Source organism: Achromobacter sp. CF-sbj1-Ac2-l (genome assembly GCF_052698165.1).
In genome coordinates this window covers 2,134,248-2,156,379 of sequence record NZ_CP199855.1, presented here as the reverse complement: position 1 = coordinate 2,156,379, position 22,132 = coordinate 2,134,248, and the positions used below count along the sequence as shown (strand labels likewise).

Here is a 22,132-nt window from a genome sequence, read left to right as displayed (position 1 = left end):
CCCCTCAGAACGCGCCGCCGAACAGATCCGGCTGGCGCGTCTGCTCCTGCGGGTCGGCGAAATTGCTCATGCCCACGCCGGCCAGCCGGTACAGCGTCTGCGCCGGCAGGTCGACACGCTCGCACAGCAGCCGCGCCAGCGCCGCCAGTTCGGCGGCCGACGCCGGCGGATGCGGGCTGGTCTGGCTGCGCGTCAGGATGCGGAAACGGTCGGTCTTGAGCTTGAGCACCACCGTGCGGCCCAGCGCGCCTTTTTTCAGCGCCTGGCTCCAGACCTTCTCGGCCATGCGGTCCAGGGCCTCGCCGATCGCGTCCAGCCGCACGTCTTCGGAAAACGTGGTCTCGGCCGACACCTGCTGCAGCGGCTGGTCGGTCTGCACCTCGCGCTCGTCGATGCCGCGCGCCAGCTCATACAGGCGGCGGCCGTAGCGGCCAAAGTAGTGTTCCAGTTCCTGGACCCCATGCGTGGCGAGGTCGCCCACCGTCTGGATGCCCAGTTGCTCCAGACGCGCCTGCGTCACCTTGCCCACGCCCGGCACCTTGCGCACCGGCAGCGGCTGCAGGAATTCCAGCACCCGGTTCGGACGGATCACGAACTGGCCGTCCGGCTTGTTCCAGTCGGATGCGATCTTGGCCAGGAACTTGTTGGGCGCCACCCCGGCCGACGCGGTCAGGCCGGTCTCGGCGCGGATCTGCTGGCGGATCACCTGCGCCACCTCGGTGGCCGACGGCAGCCCCAGCTTGTTGACGGTGACGTCCAGGTAGGCTTCGTCCAGCGACAGCGGCTCGATCAGGTCGGTATGGCGGGCGAATATCTGGCGGATCTGGCGCGAGACCTCGCGGTAGCGGTTGAAGTCGGGCGGCACGTAGACCGCCTGCGGACAGAGCCGCTGCGCGCGCACCGCCGACATGGCCGAATGCACGCCGAAGCGGCGCGCCTCGTAGGACGCCGCGCACACCACCGAGCGCGGCCCGGTCCACGCCACCACCACCGGCTGGCCGCGCAGTTCGGGGTTGTCGCGCTGTTCCACGGAGGCGTAGAACGCGTCCATGTCGATATGTACGATCTTGCGGGTGACGTCGCTCATGTCGGCGGAAATCGGATCGGCGACCGCATGGCGCGCACACGGGCGCGAAAAGTACGGTCACCGAAAAAAACGGCCATGGCCGCCGCATCCTCGCGGGCCGGCGGCGTAAAAGTGGATATTATGACCGCCAAATTCCCGTCGTTCCCTTTCCCTGCGTGCCCACCTCCATGACTGCAACCGCAACCCCCGCCACCGGCGAATATTTCGGCCTGGCCATCCCGTTCATGAGCTTCATCGGCCTGGTGCCCGAAAGCATCGCGCCGGCCTACGCCCGCACCTCGCTGCCCTGGCGCCAGGACCTGACCAACAGCCGCGGCGACGTGCACGGCGGCACCCTGATGAGCGTGCTGGACTTCACCCTGAGCGCGGCCGCGCGTGGTTCGGCCGATGCCACCGAGGGCATGGCCACCATCGACATGAACACCACCTTCCTGTCGCCCGGCACCGGCGACCTGGTGATCGAGGCGCGCTGCCTGCGCCGCGGCGGATCCATCGCCTTCTGTGAGGGCGACATCCGCCGCGCCGACGGCGAACTGGTGGCGCGCGCCACCGCCACCTTCAAGATCATCCGCCGCCGTCCCGGCGGCGACTGAAGCGGCGGCCCGGGCCGCGGCGGGGTCCGGACACCGCATTATCGGACTCGCCGTGAGACGCCAATCCATGACAATGAGCGCTCCCGAATGCCTCATTAAAAGCGCCGCATGGATTGCAAACACAAGCCGCCCAGCATCCGCCACGTCACCGCCAAGGCCCCCGGCGGCCGCTTCTGCGACAGCCTCGGCCCGTTCCTGGGCCGCGCGTCGATCGTGATGGCGGCGCTGGGCGCCACGCCGCTCCATGCTTCCGTCGTCGGCACCGACCTCCCCTATCAGACCTATCGCGACTTCGCTGAAAACAAGGGCGCCTTCCAGCCGGGCGCCCGGGACATCCCGCTGTACGACAAGGCGGGCAAGCCCTATGCCAGCTTGAATCGCGCTCCCATGATCGATTTCGGTTCCGTGGACCGGACCGGCGTCGCCACCCTGGTGTCGCCCGGACACATCATCAGCGTCAAGCACAACCGCGGCTATCGGCGCGTGATCTTTGGCAATCGCGACGACACCACCTACACGATCGTCAACCGCAACGAACATGCGCGGCTCGATTTCCATACGCCCAGGCTTAACAAGATCGTGACCGAGGCAGCGCCCCTGGACATGACCCGCGCCGGCAGATTGCCCGTCTATGGCGACCAGACCCGCTTTCCCGTCTTCTATCGCGTGGGGGCCGGCCACCAATACCTTCGGGACCGGACCGGCAAGATCACCGACCTCCAGCGCGCCTACTTCTACCGCACGGGCGGCACGGTCGGAAGCCCCCTTTTTTCGTTCTGGACATTCCTTTCCCATTCCGGCGACCTCTACGACCCGGCCCAGGGACCGATGGCGTCCTACGGCGTGCCCGGCGATAGCGGATCGCCGCTCTTCGCCTGGGACGCCCGCGACGGCAAATGGGTCGTGCTGGGCGTGTTGAGCGGCTATACCGAGATAACCGGAATCACCACCCACCATACGGTGATCCCCCTCGAGGACATCCTCGACGTCATGCAGCAGCGGACCGCGGCGCCCGTCATCACGGCCCCCGCCGATGGCGACCTCCTCTGGACCCACGACGAGGCCACCGGCGCCGGCGCGCTGACCCAGGGCCCGGCCTCGTGGGACGTGCGCGGCCGGCTCGACGCCGCCGGCCCCGACGCCCTGGACAACGGCCAGGACGTGACGTTTCAGGGCGGCGGCACTATCGTCCTGGCGCAGCCGGTGGACCAGGGGGCCGGCGCGCTCACCTTCGACGGCGACTACACCGTCAAGCCCGCCGATATCCAGACCTGGCGGGGCGGCGGCATCGTCGTAAACGAAGGCAGCACGGTCAACTGGCAAGTCAACGGCGTCGAGGCGGACAGCCTCCACAAGCTGGGCGCCGGCACCCTCAGGATCGCCGCCACCGGGGCCAACCCCGGCAGGTTGAATGTCGGCGACGGCACGGTCATCCTGGCGCAACAGGCGGATGCGGCCGGAACGCAGCAAGCGTTCAGCGCCGCCCGCATCGTCAGCGGTCGCCCCACCCTGGTCCTGACCGACGGCCGGCAAATCGATCCCGACAACATCAGTTGGGGTTACCGCGGGGGCAAGCTCGACATCAACGGCAACGACCTCGTCTTCCATCAATTGAACGGCGCCGACGAAGGCGCCATCCTCGCCAACAGCGGCCCGCTGGCCACCGTGAACCTGGACTTCAGCCGGCCCGGCGTCACCAACGCCGCCACCATGTGGCATGGCCATTTCGCCGGCAACATCAACATCGCCAATACCGTCGATGCGAGCGCCCACGACAGCTTCGCCATCGATGGCGGTATCGACACCACCGGGACGGTCGTCCAGCACAACGGCCAGCTTTACCTGCAGGGACACCCGGTCACCCATGCCGCCAGCACGGTCGCCATCGCGAACAAGCTCAAGGCCACGGGCGATGATTCGGTGTTGACCCAACCCGTGTCCTTAACGCAACCCGACTGGCAGACACGCCGGTTCCGCATGGCGTCGCTCGAACTGCGGGACGCGGACTTCCATCTTGGCCGGAATGCCGACCTCGCCACCGATATCCATGCCGACCGCTCCTCCGTCACCCTCGGCAGCAGCTTCGTGTACATCGACCTGAACGACGGCAATGGCATCAAGACCACGCCGACTGCCGGTGAATCGAAGGCCGGCGACGATGCGGATCGCAGCCGGTTCAAGGGGCGGGTGACGCTGGCGAACCACTCCACGCTCCACATCGCGGATTACTTCAGCGGCGGCATCGATGGCAGCGACAGCGAAACGTACATCGCTTCGGCCCACACGGTGCTGGACCGCCCCAGCCGGTTCGCCGGTTCCCGGGTGCGCCTGCAGGACAACGCCAGGGTGACCAGCCATGCCGGCATCATTTCCGATGGCGTGGTGCAAGTGGAAACCGCTGCCGCGCTGTCGATGCTGGCCGCGGCCGCCGCCGATGCGCCCTGGACGACCTACTCGGCCGCATCCTGGGCCCTGACCGGCCAGGACAGCCGCCTCGATACCGGGTCCCGTACCCGCCTGTTCGGCGACATTCTGTCCAGCCACGCCGCGCACATCGACCTGGGCGGCAGCGAACCCGCCACCCAGGACGGGCCGCGCGCGGCCTATGCCGGTGACATCGCGGCGCCGGCCTCCGACGTGGCCATGCGAAACCTGTTCTGGCAGGTGAAGTCGGCATCGTCGGCAAAATCGGCGCAGCTCGACCGCGTCCAGGTGGATATGGCCAGCGGACCCGGCTTCACGTCCCTCAGCGTCGATTCGCTTGCCCTGGACGACAGTCGGGTGTTCATGGCCACCGACGGCCAGTCCGCCGACCGCATCACGGTATCGCAGTCCCTGACCGGCCAGAACAACGCGCTGCATGTCCGGCTGGCCCCCTCGCTGGCTCCTGCCCTGACCCGCTCCTCGGCCAATCCCGCCGCGCCCGTCGTCCTGGTCGCCGCGCCCAAGGGCTCCCGCAACGACGTCTTCACCATCAGCGCGCCCGAGCGGGAGTTCGCCTTCCATCGCCTGATCCCGCTGGTGGGCGTCGTCGAGACCGACACCGCCACGCAATGGGTGCTGCAAGGCGTCGACAGGCGGCGGGTCGAAAAAAACGTCGACAACGGCCGCAACTTCATGGACGTCCACTATCGCAATTTCCTGACCGAAGTGAATCACCTGAACCGCCGCATGGGGGACCTGCGCGACGCCCCTGGCGAGACCGGCGGCTGGGCCCGCGTGATGAGCGGTTCCGGTTCGGCCCGGACCGGCTATTCGAACCGCTATACGCTTCTGCAGATCGGCGCCGACCGCAAATTCACGTTCAGCGGGGCCAGCGTCTTCGCCGGCGCCACCTTGACCCACACCGACAACCGCTACAGCGGCGACGCCTTCTCCGGCCAGACCCGATCCACCGGCGGCGGCCTCTACGCCTCGACCCTGTTCCGCTCCGGGCTGTATATCGACGTGATCGGCAAATACCTGCGCAACCTCGACCGCTACGCCATGCCGGCGATGGGCCTGTCGCGTCAGGAGCGCAGCTCGCATTCCTGGTATCTCGGCGCCGAAACCGGATGGCGCCTCGCCGTCGCCAAGGGCATGTACGTCGAACCCCAGGTCGAACTGGTGTACGGCGCAGTGCCCGGCCACCGCTTCGACTGGCAGCACAACGCGTCCAACGTCAGCGTGCGGCATGGGCGGGACAACCCGTTGATCGGGCGCGTCGGCGTGGCGGCCGGCAAGACGTTCCAGGGCGCGCACTGGGAACTGACCTCGTTCGCGGGGCTCAGCTACCAATACGACCTGCGCGCCCCCGGCGTGACGGTACTGCGTGACGATGCCGGCGAAACCCGCGTCAGCCACGGCAAGGATGGCCGGATGCTGATGGAGCTTGGCGTGAACGCCAGGATCAGGAAACACACCCGGCTCAGCCTGGGCTTCGAACGCTCCGCCTTCGGCAAGTACAACGTCGACAAGGCGGTCAACGCGAACATGCGCTACGCCTTCTGAGACGCGGGCATGCAAAATCATCCCTCGCCCCGCCCCCTGGGGCGGGCGACTGGCCGGGCAAGCGAGCAGCAACAATATAGGACTCGCGCGCCACATTATCGGACCCGCGGTGGGACGCTATTCCCCGACAATGAGGGCTCTTCATCAAGCCTCATTGACAGCGTCCCATGGATTGGACACACCCGCTACTCGCCGCCGCCGCGGCACCTCCCGCCCCGGGTAGGCGCACCCCGTCCCATGCGGGCGGCCCACGCCCCTGCCCCGTGATGCCCCCGCGCGAAGGGCAACTCCGAGCGATGCCGGCCAAGCCGGGCTGACGTCTGCGCCCTTGCCGGCGCCCGCGCATCCCCAACCTCCGCAATCCGCTTCAACACTCCCGACGCTCAACGGCGCCGGGGCGAGCGCGTGCGCCCATTTTTCCTCGCGTCCGCGCCCAGGAGAGGCGCAATAACCGGAAAGCAGTATGAACAAGATCTACGCACTGAAGAAAAACGCCAGGCAACAAGTCGTTCCGGTCGCCGAGATTCGGCGCGGCGTGAAAAAGACCGGCCGTTCAAGGCGCCAGCGAAAAGCGCTTGCGCTGTGCGGCGTGTCGATCCTGGCCAGCATGTTGGGCTCCCTCCCGCTTCACGCATCCATCGTCGGCACCGATCTCCCCTACCAGACCTATCGCGATTTCAGCGAGAACAAGGGCGCATTCCAGCCCGGGGCGACAAATATCACCCTGTACGACAAGACCGGCGTTCCTTATGCCGTCCTGGATCGCGCGCCCATGATCGATTTCAGCGGCGTCGACCGCAAGGCCATCGCGACGCTGGCATCGCCGCAGTACATCGTCAGCGTCAAGCACAATACCGCTTACGGCAGCGTCAACTTCGGTTATGCGGACGATACGCTCTATCGATTCGCAAACCGCAATAATGACGATTACGCACGCGATTTCCATAGTCCCCGGCTGGTCAAGATCGTGACCGAAGTGGCGCCGATGCCCCTGACAGCCGCCGGCACCGCGCAGGGCACCTACCAGAACAAGAATCGCTTTCCGGTGTTCTACCGGGTAGGGACGGGGTACCAGTATGTCAAGAACCGGGACGGCACGCTGACGAATCTCCAGGGCGCCTACCAGTATCGGACCGGCGGGACGATTGGTTCGCCCAGTATTTCCGATTGGAGTATTGTGTCGAGCCCCGGCAACACCTACAACCCCGCTCAAGGCCCGATGGCGTCATACGGGGCCCCCGGAGACAGCGGTTCCCCGCTATTCGCCTGGGACGCCAAGGAGAACAGATGGGTGCTGGTCGCTGTCACCAGAACGTACAGCGAGCCGCAGGGAGCCGCCAATTCGTTCGTGGTCATCCTCGTCGACGAGTTCAACGCCGTCATGGCAAAGAACCGCGATGCCCCCGTCGTCACCCAACCCACCCTGGGCGACATCCTCTGGTCCTATGACGCCGCCCAGGGCACCGGCAGCCTGACGCAGGCAGACAATGCATGGGCGATGCATGGCAAGCATGGCGCCACCATCACGGCGGCGCTCGACCACGGCAAGGACCTGATCTTCAGCGGCGGTGGCACCGTGATCCTGCAGAACTCGGTGGACCAGGGCGCCGGCTCGCTGACCTTCGATGACGACTACACCGTCAAGCCCGTCGATAGCCAGACCTGGATGGGCGCCGGCATTTTCGTCAACGACAATCACGTCGTCGATTGGGGCATCAACGGCGTGCCCGCCGACAGCCTGCACAAACTCGGAACCGGCACGCTGCGGATCAATGGCGTGGGGATGAATCCCGGGAAACTGAGCGTCGGCGACGGCACCGTCATTCTGGCGCAACGCGCCGATGCCGAAGGGCGGGTCCAGGCCTTCGATGCAATCCATATCGCCAGCGGCCGTCCGACCGTCGTTCTTGGCGATGCCGGGCAGGTCGACCCCGACAACATCAACTGGGGCTATCGCGGCGGCCAGCTCGATGTCAACGGCAACGATATCACCGCTCACCGTCTCAACGGCGCCGACAAGGGCGCGATCCTGACGAACCGCGGCGCGCAGGCGACGCTCAACCTTGACTTCAATCGCACGGATACCGTTGCAACCGATACCGCGGCAACCGATACCGAGGCAACGGCCACCGCTGCCATCGCCAATATCTGGCACGGCCATTTCACTGGCAATCTGAACGTGGTGAACCGCGTCGAAGCGGGCACGAAGAACGATTTCGCGATCGACGGCGGCACCCGGATCGCCGGCGCCCTGCACCAGACCAATGGACAACTCTTCCTGCAGGGCCATCCCGTCATCCATGCCGTCAACCAGAAGCCGATCGTCGCCAAGCTCAGCAAGATGGGGGACGACTCACTGTTGACCCAACCCGTCTCCTTCGACCAGGACGACTGGGAAACGCGGCATTTCACGATGGAATCCCTCGTCCTGAAGGACGCGGGGCTGCACCTTGGGAGAAATGCCACGCTCGCCGCAAACATCCTGGCGCAGAACGCCAACGTGACCTTGGGCAGTGACGAACTCTACATCGATCTCGAAGACGGCAACGGCGTGCAGACCCGGCCCGTACTGGGCAAGTCGAAGGCGCTCGCCCCGGCTGACCAAAGCCGTTTCGAAGGCAGGGTGCAACTGACGGACGGATCCACGCTCAGCATCAACCACTCGTTCATTGGCGGCATCGACAGCGTCGACAGCGCCATCCGCGTGGCCTCGACCCAGGCCGAGCTGACGCAGCCCAGCGAGTTCACCCGCTCCTTGCTGGCGCTGGCCGACGACGCCAGGCTGACGAGCCGCGCCGCCCTCCATTCCGACGGCGACGTGCAGGTTGGCTCGGACGCACTCCTGTCAATGCAGGCAGCGCCGCAAGATGCCGCGTCGTGGACCACCTACAGCGCCGCCGCTTGGCGATTGCAAGGCGCCCATGGCGCCCTCGACGCCGGCGCGGGCACCCGCCTGTTTGGCGACATCGTCGCGGATGACGACGCCAGCATCAACCTGGGCGGCGGCGATGCCGCCATCACGTCCGAGTCCACCGCTGCCGCGGTCTACGCTGGCGCTGTCAGCGCCAGCCAGGCGGGCATGCGGATCCACGATGACGGCCACTGGTTCATCACCGGGGACTCGGCCTTGAATCGGCTACAGGCAAGCAACGCGCTACTGAGTTTCGGTGACAGCCGCCTGCTCGACCGCGATTTCCCGCCGCAGGCGAATTCCGCCAAGGCGTTGGCCATGGGCCTGATCGAGGCCACGCCCGCGAATCCGCCTCATGCCCTGACGGTCGACACGCTTGCCGCATCCGACAGTGTCTTTGTCTTTCGCGTGGATCCCTATAGCGGCGCCCATGACGAAATGACCGTCACCGCGCTGCTCGAGGGCAGCGGCAACCGCTTGCGGGCCGCCTATTCCGGCCAGGCGCAAGCCAGCGGTCCGGCACAAGCCAGGGAAACCCTGGTGTTCAGCGCACCCGCCGCCACGCCCGCGGATCGCTTTGCGCCGGAAAAGTACTTCGTCAAGAGCGATGCCTCCGACACCCCTGCGTCAAGCGATCCCTGGCGCAGCGGCCTGGCGGTCAGCCATGCGGCCGATCAACGGCAATGGTGGCTCATCAGCATGAGCGACGAAGCGCCGTGGAAGCTGACGGAGAATCGCGAGTTCGACTTGTTGCACCTGCCGACGGCGGAAAGGGTGGAGTTGTCGCAACCCGGACCGGCATGGACCCCGCATGCACTGCGGGTCGACACGCTGATTGCCAGCGGCGTGCGCTTCGCCATGACCGCCAGGCCGCAGACCCACGAAAGCGACAGTATCCATATCGCCTCCTTGGCGCAGGGCGGCGACAACCGACTGGACCTTACTCTCCTCGTGCACGATCCGGTCCCCGCCGACGACAGCGGTGTCTTGCTGTTGGCGACAGCGCCCGCGGCCACGTTGGACAGCTACTTCAAGTCGGGTCCCGTCACGCAGGGACTCACGCTCTACGTGCCCAACCTTGAGATCGTCAGCACCGACACGGAGAAAAGATGGCAATTGACGTACAGGGCGGTCGAACCGGTCGTCACGCCCGACCAGACGCCGCCCCCCGACGACGCACCTGATGCGGCCACGCCTGACGAGGGCAATTCTGCCGAAAAACCGGCGGAGCCGCCGGTCGAAAAGCCCGTCGACCCGCCCGCCGAAAAACCGGCGGAGCCGCCAGTCGAGAAGCCCGTCGACCCGCCAGTCGAAAAACCTGCGGAGCCGCCAGTCGAAAAGCCCGCTGACCCGCCCGCCGAAAAACCGGCGGAGCCGCCAGTCGAAAAGCCCGCGGACCCGCCCGCCGAAAAACCGGCGGAACCGCCGGTCGAAAAGCCCGCGGACCCGCCCGCCGAAAAGCCGGCGGAGCCGCCAGTCGAGAAGCCCGCTGACCCGCCCGCCGAAAAACCGGCGGAACCGCCAGTCGAAAAACCCGCTGACCCGCCAGTCCAAACCCACAGGCCACACGCCGGGGGACTGTCGCTGTTCACGCCGTATTCATTGAGGCTGTCCGAACTGGGCATCCTGCGGTCGCGCGACGAGATCATCGGCCGCTTGCGCCAAGCCGGCATCGTCGCGGACGACGACATCGTCAACCAGATCAACGCGGTACGCCAGCAAATCAACCGCACCGCCGCGTTGGCCAGCCTGCCGAAGATCGCGTTCGTGCTGGAAACCAACCAGCTCAACAAACGCCTGGGCGACGTGCGTCAATTGCACGAAGCAGCCGGACTATGGATCAAGACCAGCCATGGACAGGCCGATTATCAGCAAGTGCGCCTGAAGCACGATACGCTGCAGTTGGGCGTGGACCGCATGGATGGCATGCAGTTGTACGGCGTCATGGGAAGCTATACCCAAGGCTCGGGGCATGGCGATGCGGGCCTGTCGGAAAAGCACACCACCGGCGGCATCGGCGTCTACTATGCCTTGATCAACGAGGACGGCCCCTTCGTCGACTTCATCGCTAAGTACCTGAGGACCAACCATACCTACCACATGCCCGCCAATCTTCGCATCGAAGGGCATGGCGCGCACTCGAATTCGGTGCTGGCCAGCGTGCAGGCGGGATGGCGGATGAACCTGTTCAATGATCGCGCCTTCATTGAACCGTCAGTGGAAGTGGTCACGGGCTATACGAGCGGCTACACGCTGCATGGCGACAAGAGCACCGTCGACGTACGGGTCAATGCCAGCGCGCCGGTCTATGCCAAGATCGGCGCCGCCGCCGGGTTGAATTTCCAGTCGGACGAACAACGCGGACTGACGCTTTCAGCCGGGCTGTTCCGGCTTCAGAATCTGCGGCGCGGCGGCAGCGTCGATGTCCTGAACAACAGCGTCCGAGGAGATATGCTGCGCACACCGATGGCTGACGACAGCCGCTATCTGGTCAATGTATCGCTCAATGCCAGGCTGTCGCCCAACTGGCGTTTCTATAGCCAGGTGGAAAGCAGCTTTGCCGGCAAACTGAAACACGACTACAGCGGCCAGGTCGGCGTGCGCTATCAGTTTTGAGGCGGAAAGGTTGGCCGGTCGGTCGGGCGGGCGCGGGCCCTGCGGCATCCCATTATCAGACCTGGGTTCGGACCCTGATCCATGACAATGGGCGCTTTCGCTTATCGTGTTGAAAGCGCCGCATGGGCTGGAAATCTCTGTCACCTGGCCGCAACGCCCTCCCCTCCCTCCCGGCCAGCCCGGCAAGACCTGATCCACGCGACAAGCCGGGCCGCCATGGCGCGCCCCGCCTGACCTTCCGGCCAATCTGCCACGGGCTGTCGATCCTGGCGGGTCTGCTGGCAGCGGCGCCGTTGCAGGCCGCCATGGTCGGCACGGATCTGCCTTACCAGACCTATCGCGACTTCGCGGAGAACAAAGGGGAGTTCCGGCCCGGCGCGCAGGGCATCCCGCTGCATGACAAGGCCGGAGCGCCCTACGCGATCCTGGACCGCGCGCCCATGATCGATTTCAGCGTGGCCGACACCTCGGGCATCGCAACGCTGGTGGCGCCGCAATACGTCGTCAGCGTCAAACACAACGGCGGCTACGCCGGCGTGGCCTTTGGCTATCGCGGTGATACCCGCTATACCCTGGTCAACCGCAACAACCACCGTTGGGAGGACTTCCATTCCCCGCGCCTGAACAAGGTCGTGACCGAAGTGTCGCCCATCGCCATGACCGACGCCGGCGATGCCGCCGGAACCTATACTGACCTGTCCCGCTTCCCGGTGTTCTACCGGGTCGGCTCCGGCGTGCAGCGGGTCCAGGACCGGTCCGGCGTGCGCACACGCATCGCGGGCGGCTACGCCTACCTGACCGGCGGCACGGTGGGATCGCCCGAGGATTCCTACTGGTTCCTGAGGGCGCTGCCGGGCGCCACCTACTCGCCCAAGCAGGGTCCAATGGCCTCATACGGCGGGCCCGGTGACAGCGGCTCTCCGCTGTTTGCCTGGGACGCGCAACGCGGGCGGTGGACCCTGGTAGCGGTGCAGACCGGCTGGTCTGGCGAGGCCGCGACGCTCAGCGCGTTCAATGTGATTCCGGTCCCGGACGTCATGGATGTCATCGACGGCAAGACCGATGCGCCGGTGGTCACCCAAAGGCCCGATGACGAGATTCATTGGACCTACGACAGGGCCAGCGGAACCGGCGCATTGAGCCAGGCGGAGAACGCCTGGACCATGCATGGCAGGTTCGGGGCGAATCAGGCCGCCGCGCTGGATCACGGCAAGGATCTGGCCTTTCGCGGCGGCGGCATCGTCACGCTGGAAAGCACGGTCGACCAAGGCGCCGGCGCCCTCACATTCGACGGCCGCTACGCCGTCAGGCCCACGGATACCCAGACCTGGAGAGGCGGCGGCATCACGGTGAACGCGGAAGCGTTCGTCGACTGGCAGGTCAACGGCGTGGCGGCCGACAGCCTGCACAAGCTGGGCGCCGGCACACTGAAGATCAGCGCTTCAGGGATCAACCCGGGCACGTTGAACATTGGCGATGGCACCGTCATCCTGGCGCAACGCGCCGATGCCAGCGACCGGGTTCAGGCCTTCGCGGCGGTCCGCATCGTCAGCGGCCGCCCAACCCTGGTGCTGGCCGACAGCCGCCAGATCGATCCGGACAACATCCAGTGGGGATTCCGTGGGGGCAAGCTCGACATCAACGGCAACGATCTCACCTTCCATCGATTGAACGGCGCCGACGCCGGCGCCGTGCTCGCCAATAGCGGTTCCCCCGCCACGGTGAACCTGGCCTTCGACCCACCCGGCGGCGCCAATGCCACGACCCTCTGGCACGGCCATTTCACCGGCAATCTCGACATCGCCAACACCGCCACGCCTCAGAGCCGCTTCGCCATCGACGGAGGTATCGACAGCACTGGCGCGTTCATCCAGCAGAACGGCCTGCTGTACCTGCAAGGGCACCCGCTGGTCCACGCCGCCAATACCGCCGCCATCGCGGACAAGCTCAAATCCATGGGCGATGACTCGCTGCGGACCCGCCCCGTCTCCTTCGCTCAGCCCGACTGGGAAACGCGCCACTTCCGCATGGCTTCGCTGCAACTGCGCAACGCGCGCCTCCATCTCGGCCGCAACGCCGCGCTCGCCACCGATATCCTCGCCGATAATTCCATCGTCACCCTGGGCAGCGCCTCTGTCTTCATCGACCTGAACGACGGCACGGCCATCAATACGGCGCCGGCCGCCGGCGAATCGAGGGCTGGCACAGACGCCGAGACAAGCAGATTCGAGGGAGGGGTGACCCTGGCGAACCACTCCACCCTGCACATCGCGGAGCGCTTCAACGGGGGCATCGACAGCGCCGATAGCGAAACGCATGTCTCTTCCCCCCACGCGGTGCTCGACCGCCACAGCGTATTCACCCGCTCGCTGCTGAACCTGCGCGAGGACGCCAGGGTGACAAGCCATGCCGGCCTCGCCTCGGATGGCGAAGTGCGCGTGGGGGCCCGCGCCATCCTGTCGATGCGGGCGGCGGCGGTCCCCGCCCTTCCCGCAACGACCTACTCGGCCGAATCCTGGAGACTGAATGGTCCGGATGCCAGCCTCGAGGCGGGAGCCGGCACCCGCCTTGCCGGCAATATTGTGTCCGACGATGCCGCGCACATCCGCCTTGGCGGTGGCGAATCCGTCGGCCCGACCGCGCCGCGCGCCGCTTACCTCGGCGACATCGCCGCGCCCGCGTCCGACGTGACCATGCAAGACCTGTCCTGGCAGGTGAGGTCCACGTCGTCGGCGAAATCGTTGCGGCTCGATCGTGCCGACCTGGCTCTCGCTGGTGCGTCCGACTTCAGATCGCTGGACGTCGACGTCCTGACCATGGACGACAGCCAAGTGTTCATGCGGACCGACGGGCTGTCCGCCGACCGCATCACGGTCAGGCAGTCCCTGGCCGGCCGGAACAATGCGCTGCACGTCCTGCTGGCCCGGTCGCTGGCCAGCCTAACCCCCTCGCCCACGCCCCTGGTGACAGCCCCGCCCGGCACCCGTGGTGACGTTTTCACCCTGGACGCGCCCACGCGCGAACTCGGCTTTCATCGCCTCACCCCGCAAGTCGCAGTCGTCGCCAGCGACACCGCGACACAATGGGTGCTGCAAGGCTTCGCGCTGAAGCGGGACGAAGCCGCCGTCCAGGGCGGCACGGGACTGACGGATGTCGGCCGCCAGAACTTCCTGACCGAAGTGAACAACCTCAACCGGCGCATGGGGGATCTGCGTCACGCCCAGGGCAATGCCGGCGGCTGGGCGCGCCTGATGAACGGCTCAGGCAGCTCGGCGCGCGGGGGATCCACGAGCCGCTATACCCATTTGCAACTCGGCGCCGACCGGAAGTTCGCTTTTGCCAGGGCCGACGTCTACGCCGGCGCCACCATGACATTCACCGACAACCGCCATAACGGCCGGGCCTTCTCGGGCAAGACCCGATCCTCGGGCGGCGGTCTTTATGCCTCCGCCCTGTTCGATGCCGGATGGTATGTCGACGTGATCGGCAAATACGTGCTCAACCGCAACCACTATGGGATGCCGGCCATGGGCCTGGCGGCGCAGGATTACGGCGGGCATTCCTGGTATCTGGGCGCGGAAGCCGGACGGCGCATCACCCTGGTCGACCGCGCGTTCGTCGAACCCCAGGTCGAGCTGGTGTACGGCACGGTGCCCGGCCATCGGTTCGATTGGCAATACCACGGCGCCAACGTCAGCGTACGGCAGGGACGCTTCACCCCCCTGATCGGGCGCGTGGGTTTGGCGGCCGGCAAGTCCTTCGAGGGCACGGCGTGGCAACTGACCTCGCTGGCCGCCCTGAGTTACCAATTTGACCTGCGCGCCCCCGGCGCGACGTCGTTGCGCGACGATCTGGGGCAGATCCACGCCAGCCACGGCAAGGATGGCAGGATGTTGATGGAGTTGGGAGTGAACGCCAGGATCAGGGGCGGCACCCGCCTCAGCTTGAGCATGGAACGTTCCGCCTTCGGCAGATACAACACCGACAAGGCGATCAACGCGAATATCCGCCACGCCTTCTGATCGGCGCCAGGCCGGGCGGCGGCCTGACCGCGGCCGCCGCGATCGGGCCGCCGCCCGCCGCGTTACTTCGGCAGGTCGCGCGACGGCTTGACCGGCGGCCGCGGATCCAGCGGCATGTAGCTGGCGCACGAGCTCATGCCGTAGTAGATCGCGTCCTGCATGGCGCGCATCGCCGCGGCGTCCCAGGTGCCCTTGCCCCACATCACGATGCGGGTTTCGGTGGTCTTGGGACCGGCGGCCTTCAGGTCGACCCGCGTCATTTCATTGTCGCTGTACGGGGCCAGCACCCGCACCACGGCGGACTGGGCGCCCTCGTCCAGGCTCGAGACCACGCGATAGGCGTTGTCGGTGCTGCGCAGGCAGGCGTTGGCCTGGCGCACCGTGGTGGCATAGGCGTCCTTGAAGGCAACGGGCGCCTTGAACTCGCTGTGCGGCGACGAGCCATCCTGCGAAATGCCCAGCGAGCAGCCCGCCAGCCCCAGGGCCAGCGCCGACGCCACGACCAGATTCCGAACCATGTGTTTCTCCAGATTGATAGCCGCGATTATCCCGCAAACCGGCCACCGGCATAAGTGGCCGGGGCGGTTCGACACCCCGGCCGAGGCTATGGCATTATCGATCAGTAGTCCGGCGGCGCCCGCGGCCGGGTGGAATCGTCGGAGGTATGCCTTGCTCTCATTCATGAAACACACCATCCTGGCCGCCGGTATCGTCGGCGCCTCCCTGGGCGCCAGCGCCGCCGCGCAGCCGCCCCGGGCCTACCCCCTGAAAGACTTTTTCCGCAATCCGGAACGCGGCTTCTTCCGCCTGGCCGACGACGGCAAGACCCTGGGCTTCATGCAGCCCACCAGCGTCGACGGCAAGCCGCCGCGCATGAACATCTACGTCCAGGCACTGGAAGGCAGCAAGCCGGTGGGCGAACCGCGCAAGCTGACCAGCGAGTCGGCCCGCGACATCAGCAACTTCTTCTGGAAAGGCCCCGACGTGGTGCTGTACCAGAAGGACTTCGGCGGCGACGAGAACTTCCACGTCCTGGCGGTGGACGCCAAGACCGGCAAGGTCACCGACCTGACCCCCTACGACGGCGTGCGCGCCAGCATCGAGGACGACCTCGAAGACGACCCCGACCACATCCTGATCAGTCACAACCAGCGCGATCCGCAGGTGTTCGACGTCTACCGCGTCAACGTGCACACCGGCGCCGGCGTGCTGGTGGCGCAGAACCCCGGCAATATCGTCGGCTGGCAGACCGACCACGCCGGCAAGGTGCGCGCGGCCGTCACCAGCGACGGCCTGAACACCACCCTGCTCTACCGCGACAACGAGGCCTCGGAGTTCCGCCCGCTGTTCACCACCGACTACCGCACCAGCGTCAGCCCGGCTTTCTTCACCTTCGACGACAAGAAGTTCTACGCTCTGTCCAACCGCGGCCGCGACAAGCTCGCGCTGGTGGTGATCGACCCGGCCAGCCCCGACAAGGAAGACGAGATCTTCACCCCGGACACGGTCGACCTGGACGCGGCCGGTTTCTCGCGCAAGCGCCGCGTGCTGACGGTGGCCTCCTACCAGACCGACAAGCCGCAGTACAAGTTCTTCGACGCCGAGACCGAAACCCTGTTCAAGAAGCTGTCAGCCCAGCTCGAGGGCTACCAGTTCGCCATCCAGGGCGCCAACCGCGACGAAGACAAGTTCATCGTCGCCGCCTACAACGACCGCACGCCCGGCTCGCGCTACATCTACGACGCCCGCGCCGACACCCTCAGCAAGCTGGCCGACATCAACCCGGCCATCCCCGAGGCCGACATGTCGCGGGTGCAGCCCATCAGCTACCAGAGCCGCGACGGCCTCACCATCCATGGCTACCTGACGCTGCCGGCCGGGCGCGACCCCAAGAACCTGCCATGCATCGTCAACCCGCACGGCGGCCCGTGGGCGCGCGACGGCTGGGGCTACAACCCCGAGGTGCAGTTCCTGGCCAACCGCGGTTTCTGCGTGCTGCAGATGAACTTCCGCGGCTCCACCGGCTATGGCCGCGCCTTCTGGGAAGCCAGTTTCGGCCAATGGGGCCTGAAGATGCAGGACGACATCACCGATGGCGTCCAATGGCTGGTCAAGCAGGGCATCGCCGATCCCAAGCGCATCGGCATCTACGGCGCCAGTTACGGCGGCTACGCGACGCTGGCCGGCGTGACCTTCACACCCGACCTGTACGCGGCCGCCGTCGACTACGTCGGCGTGTCCAACCTGTTCACGTTCATGAAGTCGATTCCGCCCTACTGGAAGCCGATGCTCGACAAGATGCAGGACATGGTCGGCGACCCGGTGCGCGACAAGGACCGCCTGGCCGCCACCTCGCCGGCCCTGCACGCCGACAAGATCAAGACGCCGCTGTTCATCGCCCAGGGCGCCAAGGACCCGCGCGTCAACAAGGACGAGAGCGACCAGATGGTCAAGGCGTTGAAGGCCCGCGGCGTCGAGGTGGAATACATGGTCAAGGACAACGAAGGCCACGGCTTCCACAACGACGAAAACAAGTTCGAGTTCTACGCGGCCATGGAAAAGTTCTTCACCGAGCACCTCAAGCCGTAAGGTTGGAGCCCTCCGCGGCCAACGCGCCCCCCTCGGGGCTGGCGCCTTCCCGCGCGGCGCCTTCCTCCCCCTGCTCCCGGGCCGCCTGCGGGCGGCCCGTGGCGCGTCCGCTCCAGGCCATCTCGACGCGATCGCGGCCCAGCTCCTTGGCCTTGTACAACGCCAGGTCGGCGCGGGCCAGAATGCCGTCGGCGGTGTCGCCTGGCTGGAATGTCGCCACGCCGCCGCTGACGGTCATGCGCAACGCCTGCCCCTGCAGGTACAGCGGCGAATCGCGCAGGGCATCGCAGACGCGCTGCGCCTGCACTAGCGCATAGGCGGCGTCGCAGCCGTACATCAGCAGCACGAATTCCTCGCCGCCCAGGCGGCCGAAACGGTCGCTGGCGCGCACGGCCTTGGGCACCGCCTGCGCAAAATGCCGCAGGGCGGCGTCGCCGGTCGCATGGCCGTGACGGTCGTTGATCGACTTGAAGTGGTCGATGTCCAGCACCAGCACCGCCAGCCGGCCGTCGCCGCGCTCGCAACGCAGCAGCTCATGCTCCAGCTCGTCGAGGATGCTGCGTCGGGAATAGGCGCCCGTCAGGCTGTCGAAGGTCAGCGCCGCCTGCATTCTTTCCGACAGCGCGGTCTGGATCAGCAACAGCAAGGCCAGGAACAGCGCCGGCACCGTCACCGACCCACAGACGATGAAGAACAGGCCCCAGGGCGCCGGATCCAGCAGCGACGACACCGGCACCCACCCACTGCCATACACCGCCACGCGCAGGGCATGCAGCAGCGCCAGGCCGGTCATCGCCAGCAGCACGTAGAGCACCACCCCGGGGGTCTGGATCTGCTTGCGCTGGCGATACACCACGCCGCCCGTGGCGAGCATCAGCCCACAGGTGAAGGTGGAGAACACCACCATGCGGCCCACCAGGTAGTCCTGCCGGTACAGCATGGCCGCCATCGCCACGATACACAGCGCCGCCGCCAGGCCCACGCGCGCGCCCTGCGGCCGCAGGCCGAAGAACTGCCGCACGCCCACGTACACCAGGCTTACGGACGCCAGCCAGGCGGCGTTGGACACCATCACATAGGCGCCGGGCGGCATGATTTCGGACGACGCGTAAGCCAGCATCGACAGCACCGCCAGGCCGTTGGCGATTGTGAACGCCTGCACGCCGCCGACGCCGCGCGTCCGCAGCGGCAGCAGCAAGGGTAGCGCCAGGGCCGTCGCCAGCCCCCACACCAGGAAAAATAAGGAAGTCGTCATGTTGTTTACCGGCTCGCGCGTTCGCATGCGCTCGCCGTCGCTAGGTGTTGCACCGGAGGCAGTGTCGTAGTCACGTTACAGACCTGCACTTTTGACGTTTTTTGTTACTTTCAGGGCGAACCATGTGAACCCATTCCGTCGCGCGCACAACGTTCCGTGCCCGGGTTGCCCCAATACCGGCATACCGCCACGACGGTTGCGCGGTATGCGACAGAGAATACGTCAAGCTTCGTAACAACGGCGCCGCCCTTTGCACTAATTGACAGTTGGATTGACCGAAAACCCATAAAGTTCGGGCTGTTGACGGCGCCGCCAGAAGCGTCGCAACCACGCCCCACGGGCGTGGCGCGTACTAGCCATGCACTCCCTCGTGCGAGTGCGAAGGTCCCCGCAGCGGGCGCCGCGCAGTCACTACCCAACGCTCTCCCATCCGCCGCCGGCGCCCTTGCTTGCGTCCGTGCCGCGCCTTCGGCGACGCGCCCTGCGCGTCCGGCCGGCGGAGCCGTGAGCGCCCTCGTCGCAACTGCGGAAGTACTACGGATGCTGAAAGGAACAATGCCCCCCCGGGGCCACGCGGGCCCCGACATGGCGACCGCCACGCAGGCGGCCCCGCGACAGCGCGCCGCCGCCACGGCCGTGCGCGCCTTCACGGCCGGCGCGCTGCTGGCTCCCGCCCTGGCGCTGGCCGCCCCTGGCGCCGACTATGACGCCCTGATCACGCGCGCCCGCGCAGGCGACTACGAGCCGGCGCTGGCCATGCTGCGCCAACAAGGCGCGGGCGCCGGCCGCCAGGCGATCTACGACCACATCGTCATCGCCGGCTGGGCCGGCCGGCCCGGCGAGGCGGTCGCCGCCTACGAATCCCTGCCCCGGGCCGCCGCCGTGCCCGCCGACATCCAGTTGGCGGCGGCGCGCGCCTACCGCGACCTGCGTCGCTGGCCCGAGGCCCTGGCGGCCTACCGCGCCGGCCTGAGCCGCCATCCCGGCCAGAGCGCCTTCGCCGCCGGCGAGATCATGACCCTCGCCGACGCCGACCAGACCGAGGCCGCGCTCGCCGCCGGCCAGGCCTGGGTCAAGCGCGCGCCGCGCGACGCCGACGCGCGCCTGGCGTTGGCCTATGTCCATGCGCGGCTGCGCCAGCCGTATGAGGCCCTGCACCAGGCCGACCAGGCGCTGTCGATCGCGCCCGGCACGCCCTACGTGCTGCGCGAATATATCGACGCCCTCAGCCGCGCCCGCCTGGCGCGGCCGGCGCTGGATCTGGCCCGCCAGCATTCCGACCTGTTCGACGCCGCGCAGTTGCGCCGGATGGAGGGTGACGCGCTGGCCCAGCAGGTCCGGCTGGCCGCCATGCCCACCCGCACCGAGGCCGGGCGCTTCGCCATCGCCGACCGCGCGCTGGCCCGCTACGACGCGCTGATCCCCGCCTGGCAAGCCCTGGGCGAGCCGGCGCGCCAGGACGTGCTGCGCGCCCGCATCGACCGTCTGCACGCGCTGCATGCGCGGGTCCGCATGGCCGACGTGGTGCGGGAATACGAGGCCCTGCGCGCCCAGGACGTGGCGGTGCCACGCTATGCGCTGAATGACGTCGCCTCGGCCTACCTGTACCTGCGCCAGCCGGAAAAGGCCCGCGACCTCTACCGCCAGGTCGGCGCCGACGGCGCCAGCCGCGACGACGATGCCGAAGACCGACTCAACACCGAGACCGGCCTGTACTACGCGCTGGCCGAAGCCGAGGAATTCGACCGCACCGATGCCGTCACCGACGCCATCGAATCCGGCTACGCGCCCTGGCTGTACTTCAAGGGCCAGGCCACCCGCAACCCCAACGACCTCAAGCTCGAAAGCGCCCAGACCGTGGCCGCCGCGCGCCAGTTGGCCGACGACACGGTCGCCGCCGAGCAGCGCCTGCGCGGCATGGTCGAGAACGCGCCCAACAACTCGACGCTGCGCGCCGACCTGGCCTCGCTGTATCGCCGCCGCGACCTGCCGCGCGCCTCGGAACGCGAACTGAAGATGGCCGAAACCCTGGCGCCGCGCGCGCTGCAGGTCGAAAACGGCCAGGGCTTCACCGCCATGGACCTGCAGGAATGGCGCCAGGCCGAGGCGTTGTCGGCCGACACCCTGGCGCGCGCCCCCGAGAACCTGACCAGCCGCCGCCTGGCGCGCGAATGGGAAGTGCACAACAAGGCCGAGCTGCGCATCAGCGGCTACCGCGGCCTGGCCTCGGACAGCCCGGTCAACGGCAATGGCGACTTCGGCATCGACGCGGTGCTGTATTCGCCGCCCATCGACTACAACTGGCGCGCCTTCGGCGGCGGCGGCTACGCCACCGGCGACTTCGAGGAAGGACGCGGCAACTACCGCTGGTTGCGCACCGGCGTGCAATGGCGCGGCCGCGACCTGACGGTCGAAGGCGAAGTCTCGACCCACAGCTACGGCCACGGCGTCAAACCGGGCCTGCGCCTGTCGGCCGCCTATGACATCGACGACCACTGGCAGGTGGGCGGCTCGGGCGAGCTGCTGTCGCGCGAGACCCCGCTGCGGGCCTTGACCAACGACATCACCGCCAACCGCCTGACCGGCTTCGTGCGCTGGCGCGCCAACGAGCGGCGCGAATGGACCCTGTCGCTGTCGCCGTCGCGTTTTTCCGACGGCAACCAGCGCTGGGAACTGGGACTGGACGGGCGCGAGCGCGTCTACACCGCGCCGCACCTGAAGGCCGACCTGACGCTGGACCTGTCGACCCAGCGCAACAGCCGCGACGACGCGCCCTACTACAACCCGCGCTCGGACCTGATGGCGCTGCCCGGCGCGCGCGTCACGCACACGCTGTACCGCCGCTACGAAACCGCCTGGGAACAGATCGGCACCATCGGCGCTGGCACCTACACCCAGCAGGGCCACGGCACCGGCGGCGTCATCGCCCTCGGCTATGGCCAGCGCTTTCGCGCCAACGACGTGCTCGACATGGGCGCGATGGTCACCGGCATCAGCCGCCCGTACGACGGCCAGCGCGAGCGCGAACTGCGCATCGTGTTCGACCTTGCCTACCGCTTCTGAGACCGC

The 22,132-nt window shown here is 67.3% G+C and carries 9 protein-coding genes; 6 read left to right on the top strand and 3 right to left on the bottom strand.

Annotated elements, in window-relative coordinates; genetic code table 11:
* Window positions 1-4 precede the first annotated feature (4 nt).
* Window positions 5-1,087, bottom strand: a complete 1,083-nt coding sequence (gene dinB, locus ACUDCK_RS09890) for a DNA polymerase IV (protein ID WP_054503813.1) — start codon at window positions 1,085-1,087, stop codon at window positions 5-7.
* Between the two features lie 167 nt (window positions 1,088-1,254).
* Here dinB and ACUDCK_RS09885 point away from each other — a divergent pair, with 167 nt between their 5' ends.
* The 4 genes from ACUDCK_RS09885 (at window position 1,255) to ACUDCK_RS09870 (ending at window position 15,219) form a co-directional block, all read left to right on the top strand.
* The gene (locus ACUDCK_RS09885) at window positions 1,255-1,680 is read left to right on the top strand and encodes a PaaI family thioesterase (RefSeq protein WP_054503814.1); all 426 of its coding nucleotides are present in this window, start codon (window positions 1,255-1,257) and stop codon (window positions 1,678-1,680) included.
* Window positions 1,681-1,788: 108 nt separating this feature from the next.
* On the top strand, window positions 1,789-5,670 hold the full coding sequence (locus tag ACUDCK_RS09880; RefSeq protein ID WP_175167692.1) for a S6 family peptidase: 3,882 nt from the start codon (window positions 1,789-1,791) through the stop codon (window positions 5,668-5,670).
* 463 nt (window positions 5,671-6,133) lie between these two features.
* Window positions 6,134-11,197, top strand: a complete 5,064-nt coding sequence (locus tag ACUDCK_RS09875) for a S6 family peptidase (protein ID WP_175167691.1) — start codon at window positions 6,134-6,136, stop codon at window positions 11,195-11,197.
* A gap of 122 nt (window positions 11,198-11,319) precedes the next feature.
* Window positions 11,320-15,219 carry a S6 family peptidase gene (locus ACUDCK_RS09870; RefSeq protein ID WP_175167690.1) on the top strand — a complete coding sequence of 1,300 codons (3,900 nt, stop codon included), beginning with the start codon at window positions 11,320-11,322 and terminating at the stop codon, window positions 15,217-15,219.
* A 62-nt stretch (window positions 15,220-15,281) separates the two neighbouring features.
* Here ACUDCK_RS09870 and ACUDCK_RS09865 read toward each other — a convergent pair whose 3' ends face one another.
* Window positions 15,282-15,737 (bottom strand): BPTD_2524 family lipoprotein, encoded by a 456-nt coding sequence (locus ACUDCK_RS09865; RefSeq protein ID WP_054503816.1) that lies wholly within the window; start codon window positions 15,735-15,737, stop codon window positions 15,282-15,284.
* A gap of 163 nt (window positions 15,738-15,900) precedes the next feature.
* Here ACUDCK_RS09865 and ACUDCK_RS09860 point away from each other — a divergent pair, with 163 nt between their 5' ends.
* Window positions 15,901-17,808 carry a S9 family peptidase gene (locus ACUDCK_RS09860; RefSeq protein ID WP_374700857.1) on the top strand — a complete coding sequence of 636 codons (1,908 nt, stop codon included), beginning with the start codon at window positions 15,901-15,903 and terminating at the stop codon, window positions 17,806-17,808.
* On the opposite strand, the gene ACUDCK_RS09855 is transcribed toward ACUDCK_RS09860, so the two are convergent.
* On the bottom strand, window positions 17,798-19,063 hold the full coding sequence (locus ACUDCK_RS09855) for a GGDEF domain-containing protein (RefSeq protein WP_175167689.1): 1,266 nt from the start codon (window positions 19,061-19,063) through the stop codon (window positions 17,798-17,800). The genes ACUDCK_RS09860 and ACUDCK_RS09855 overlap by 11 nt on opposite strands.
* Window positions 19,064-19,648: 585 nt before the next feature.
* On the opposite strand from ACUDCK_RS09855, the gene pgaA reads away from it, so the two are divergent.
* Window positions 19,649-22,126 carry a poly-beta-1,6 N-acetyl-D-glucosamine export porin PgaA gene (pgaA, locus tag ACUDCK_RS09850; RefSeq protein ID WP_244976919.1) on the top strand — a complete coding sequence of 826 codons (2,478 nt, stop codon included), beginning with the start codon at window positions 19,649-19,651 and terminating at the stop codon, window positions 22,124-22,126.
* Window positions 22,127-22,132: the final 6 nt, after the last annotated feature.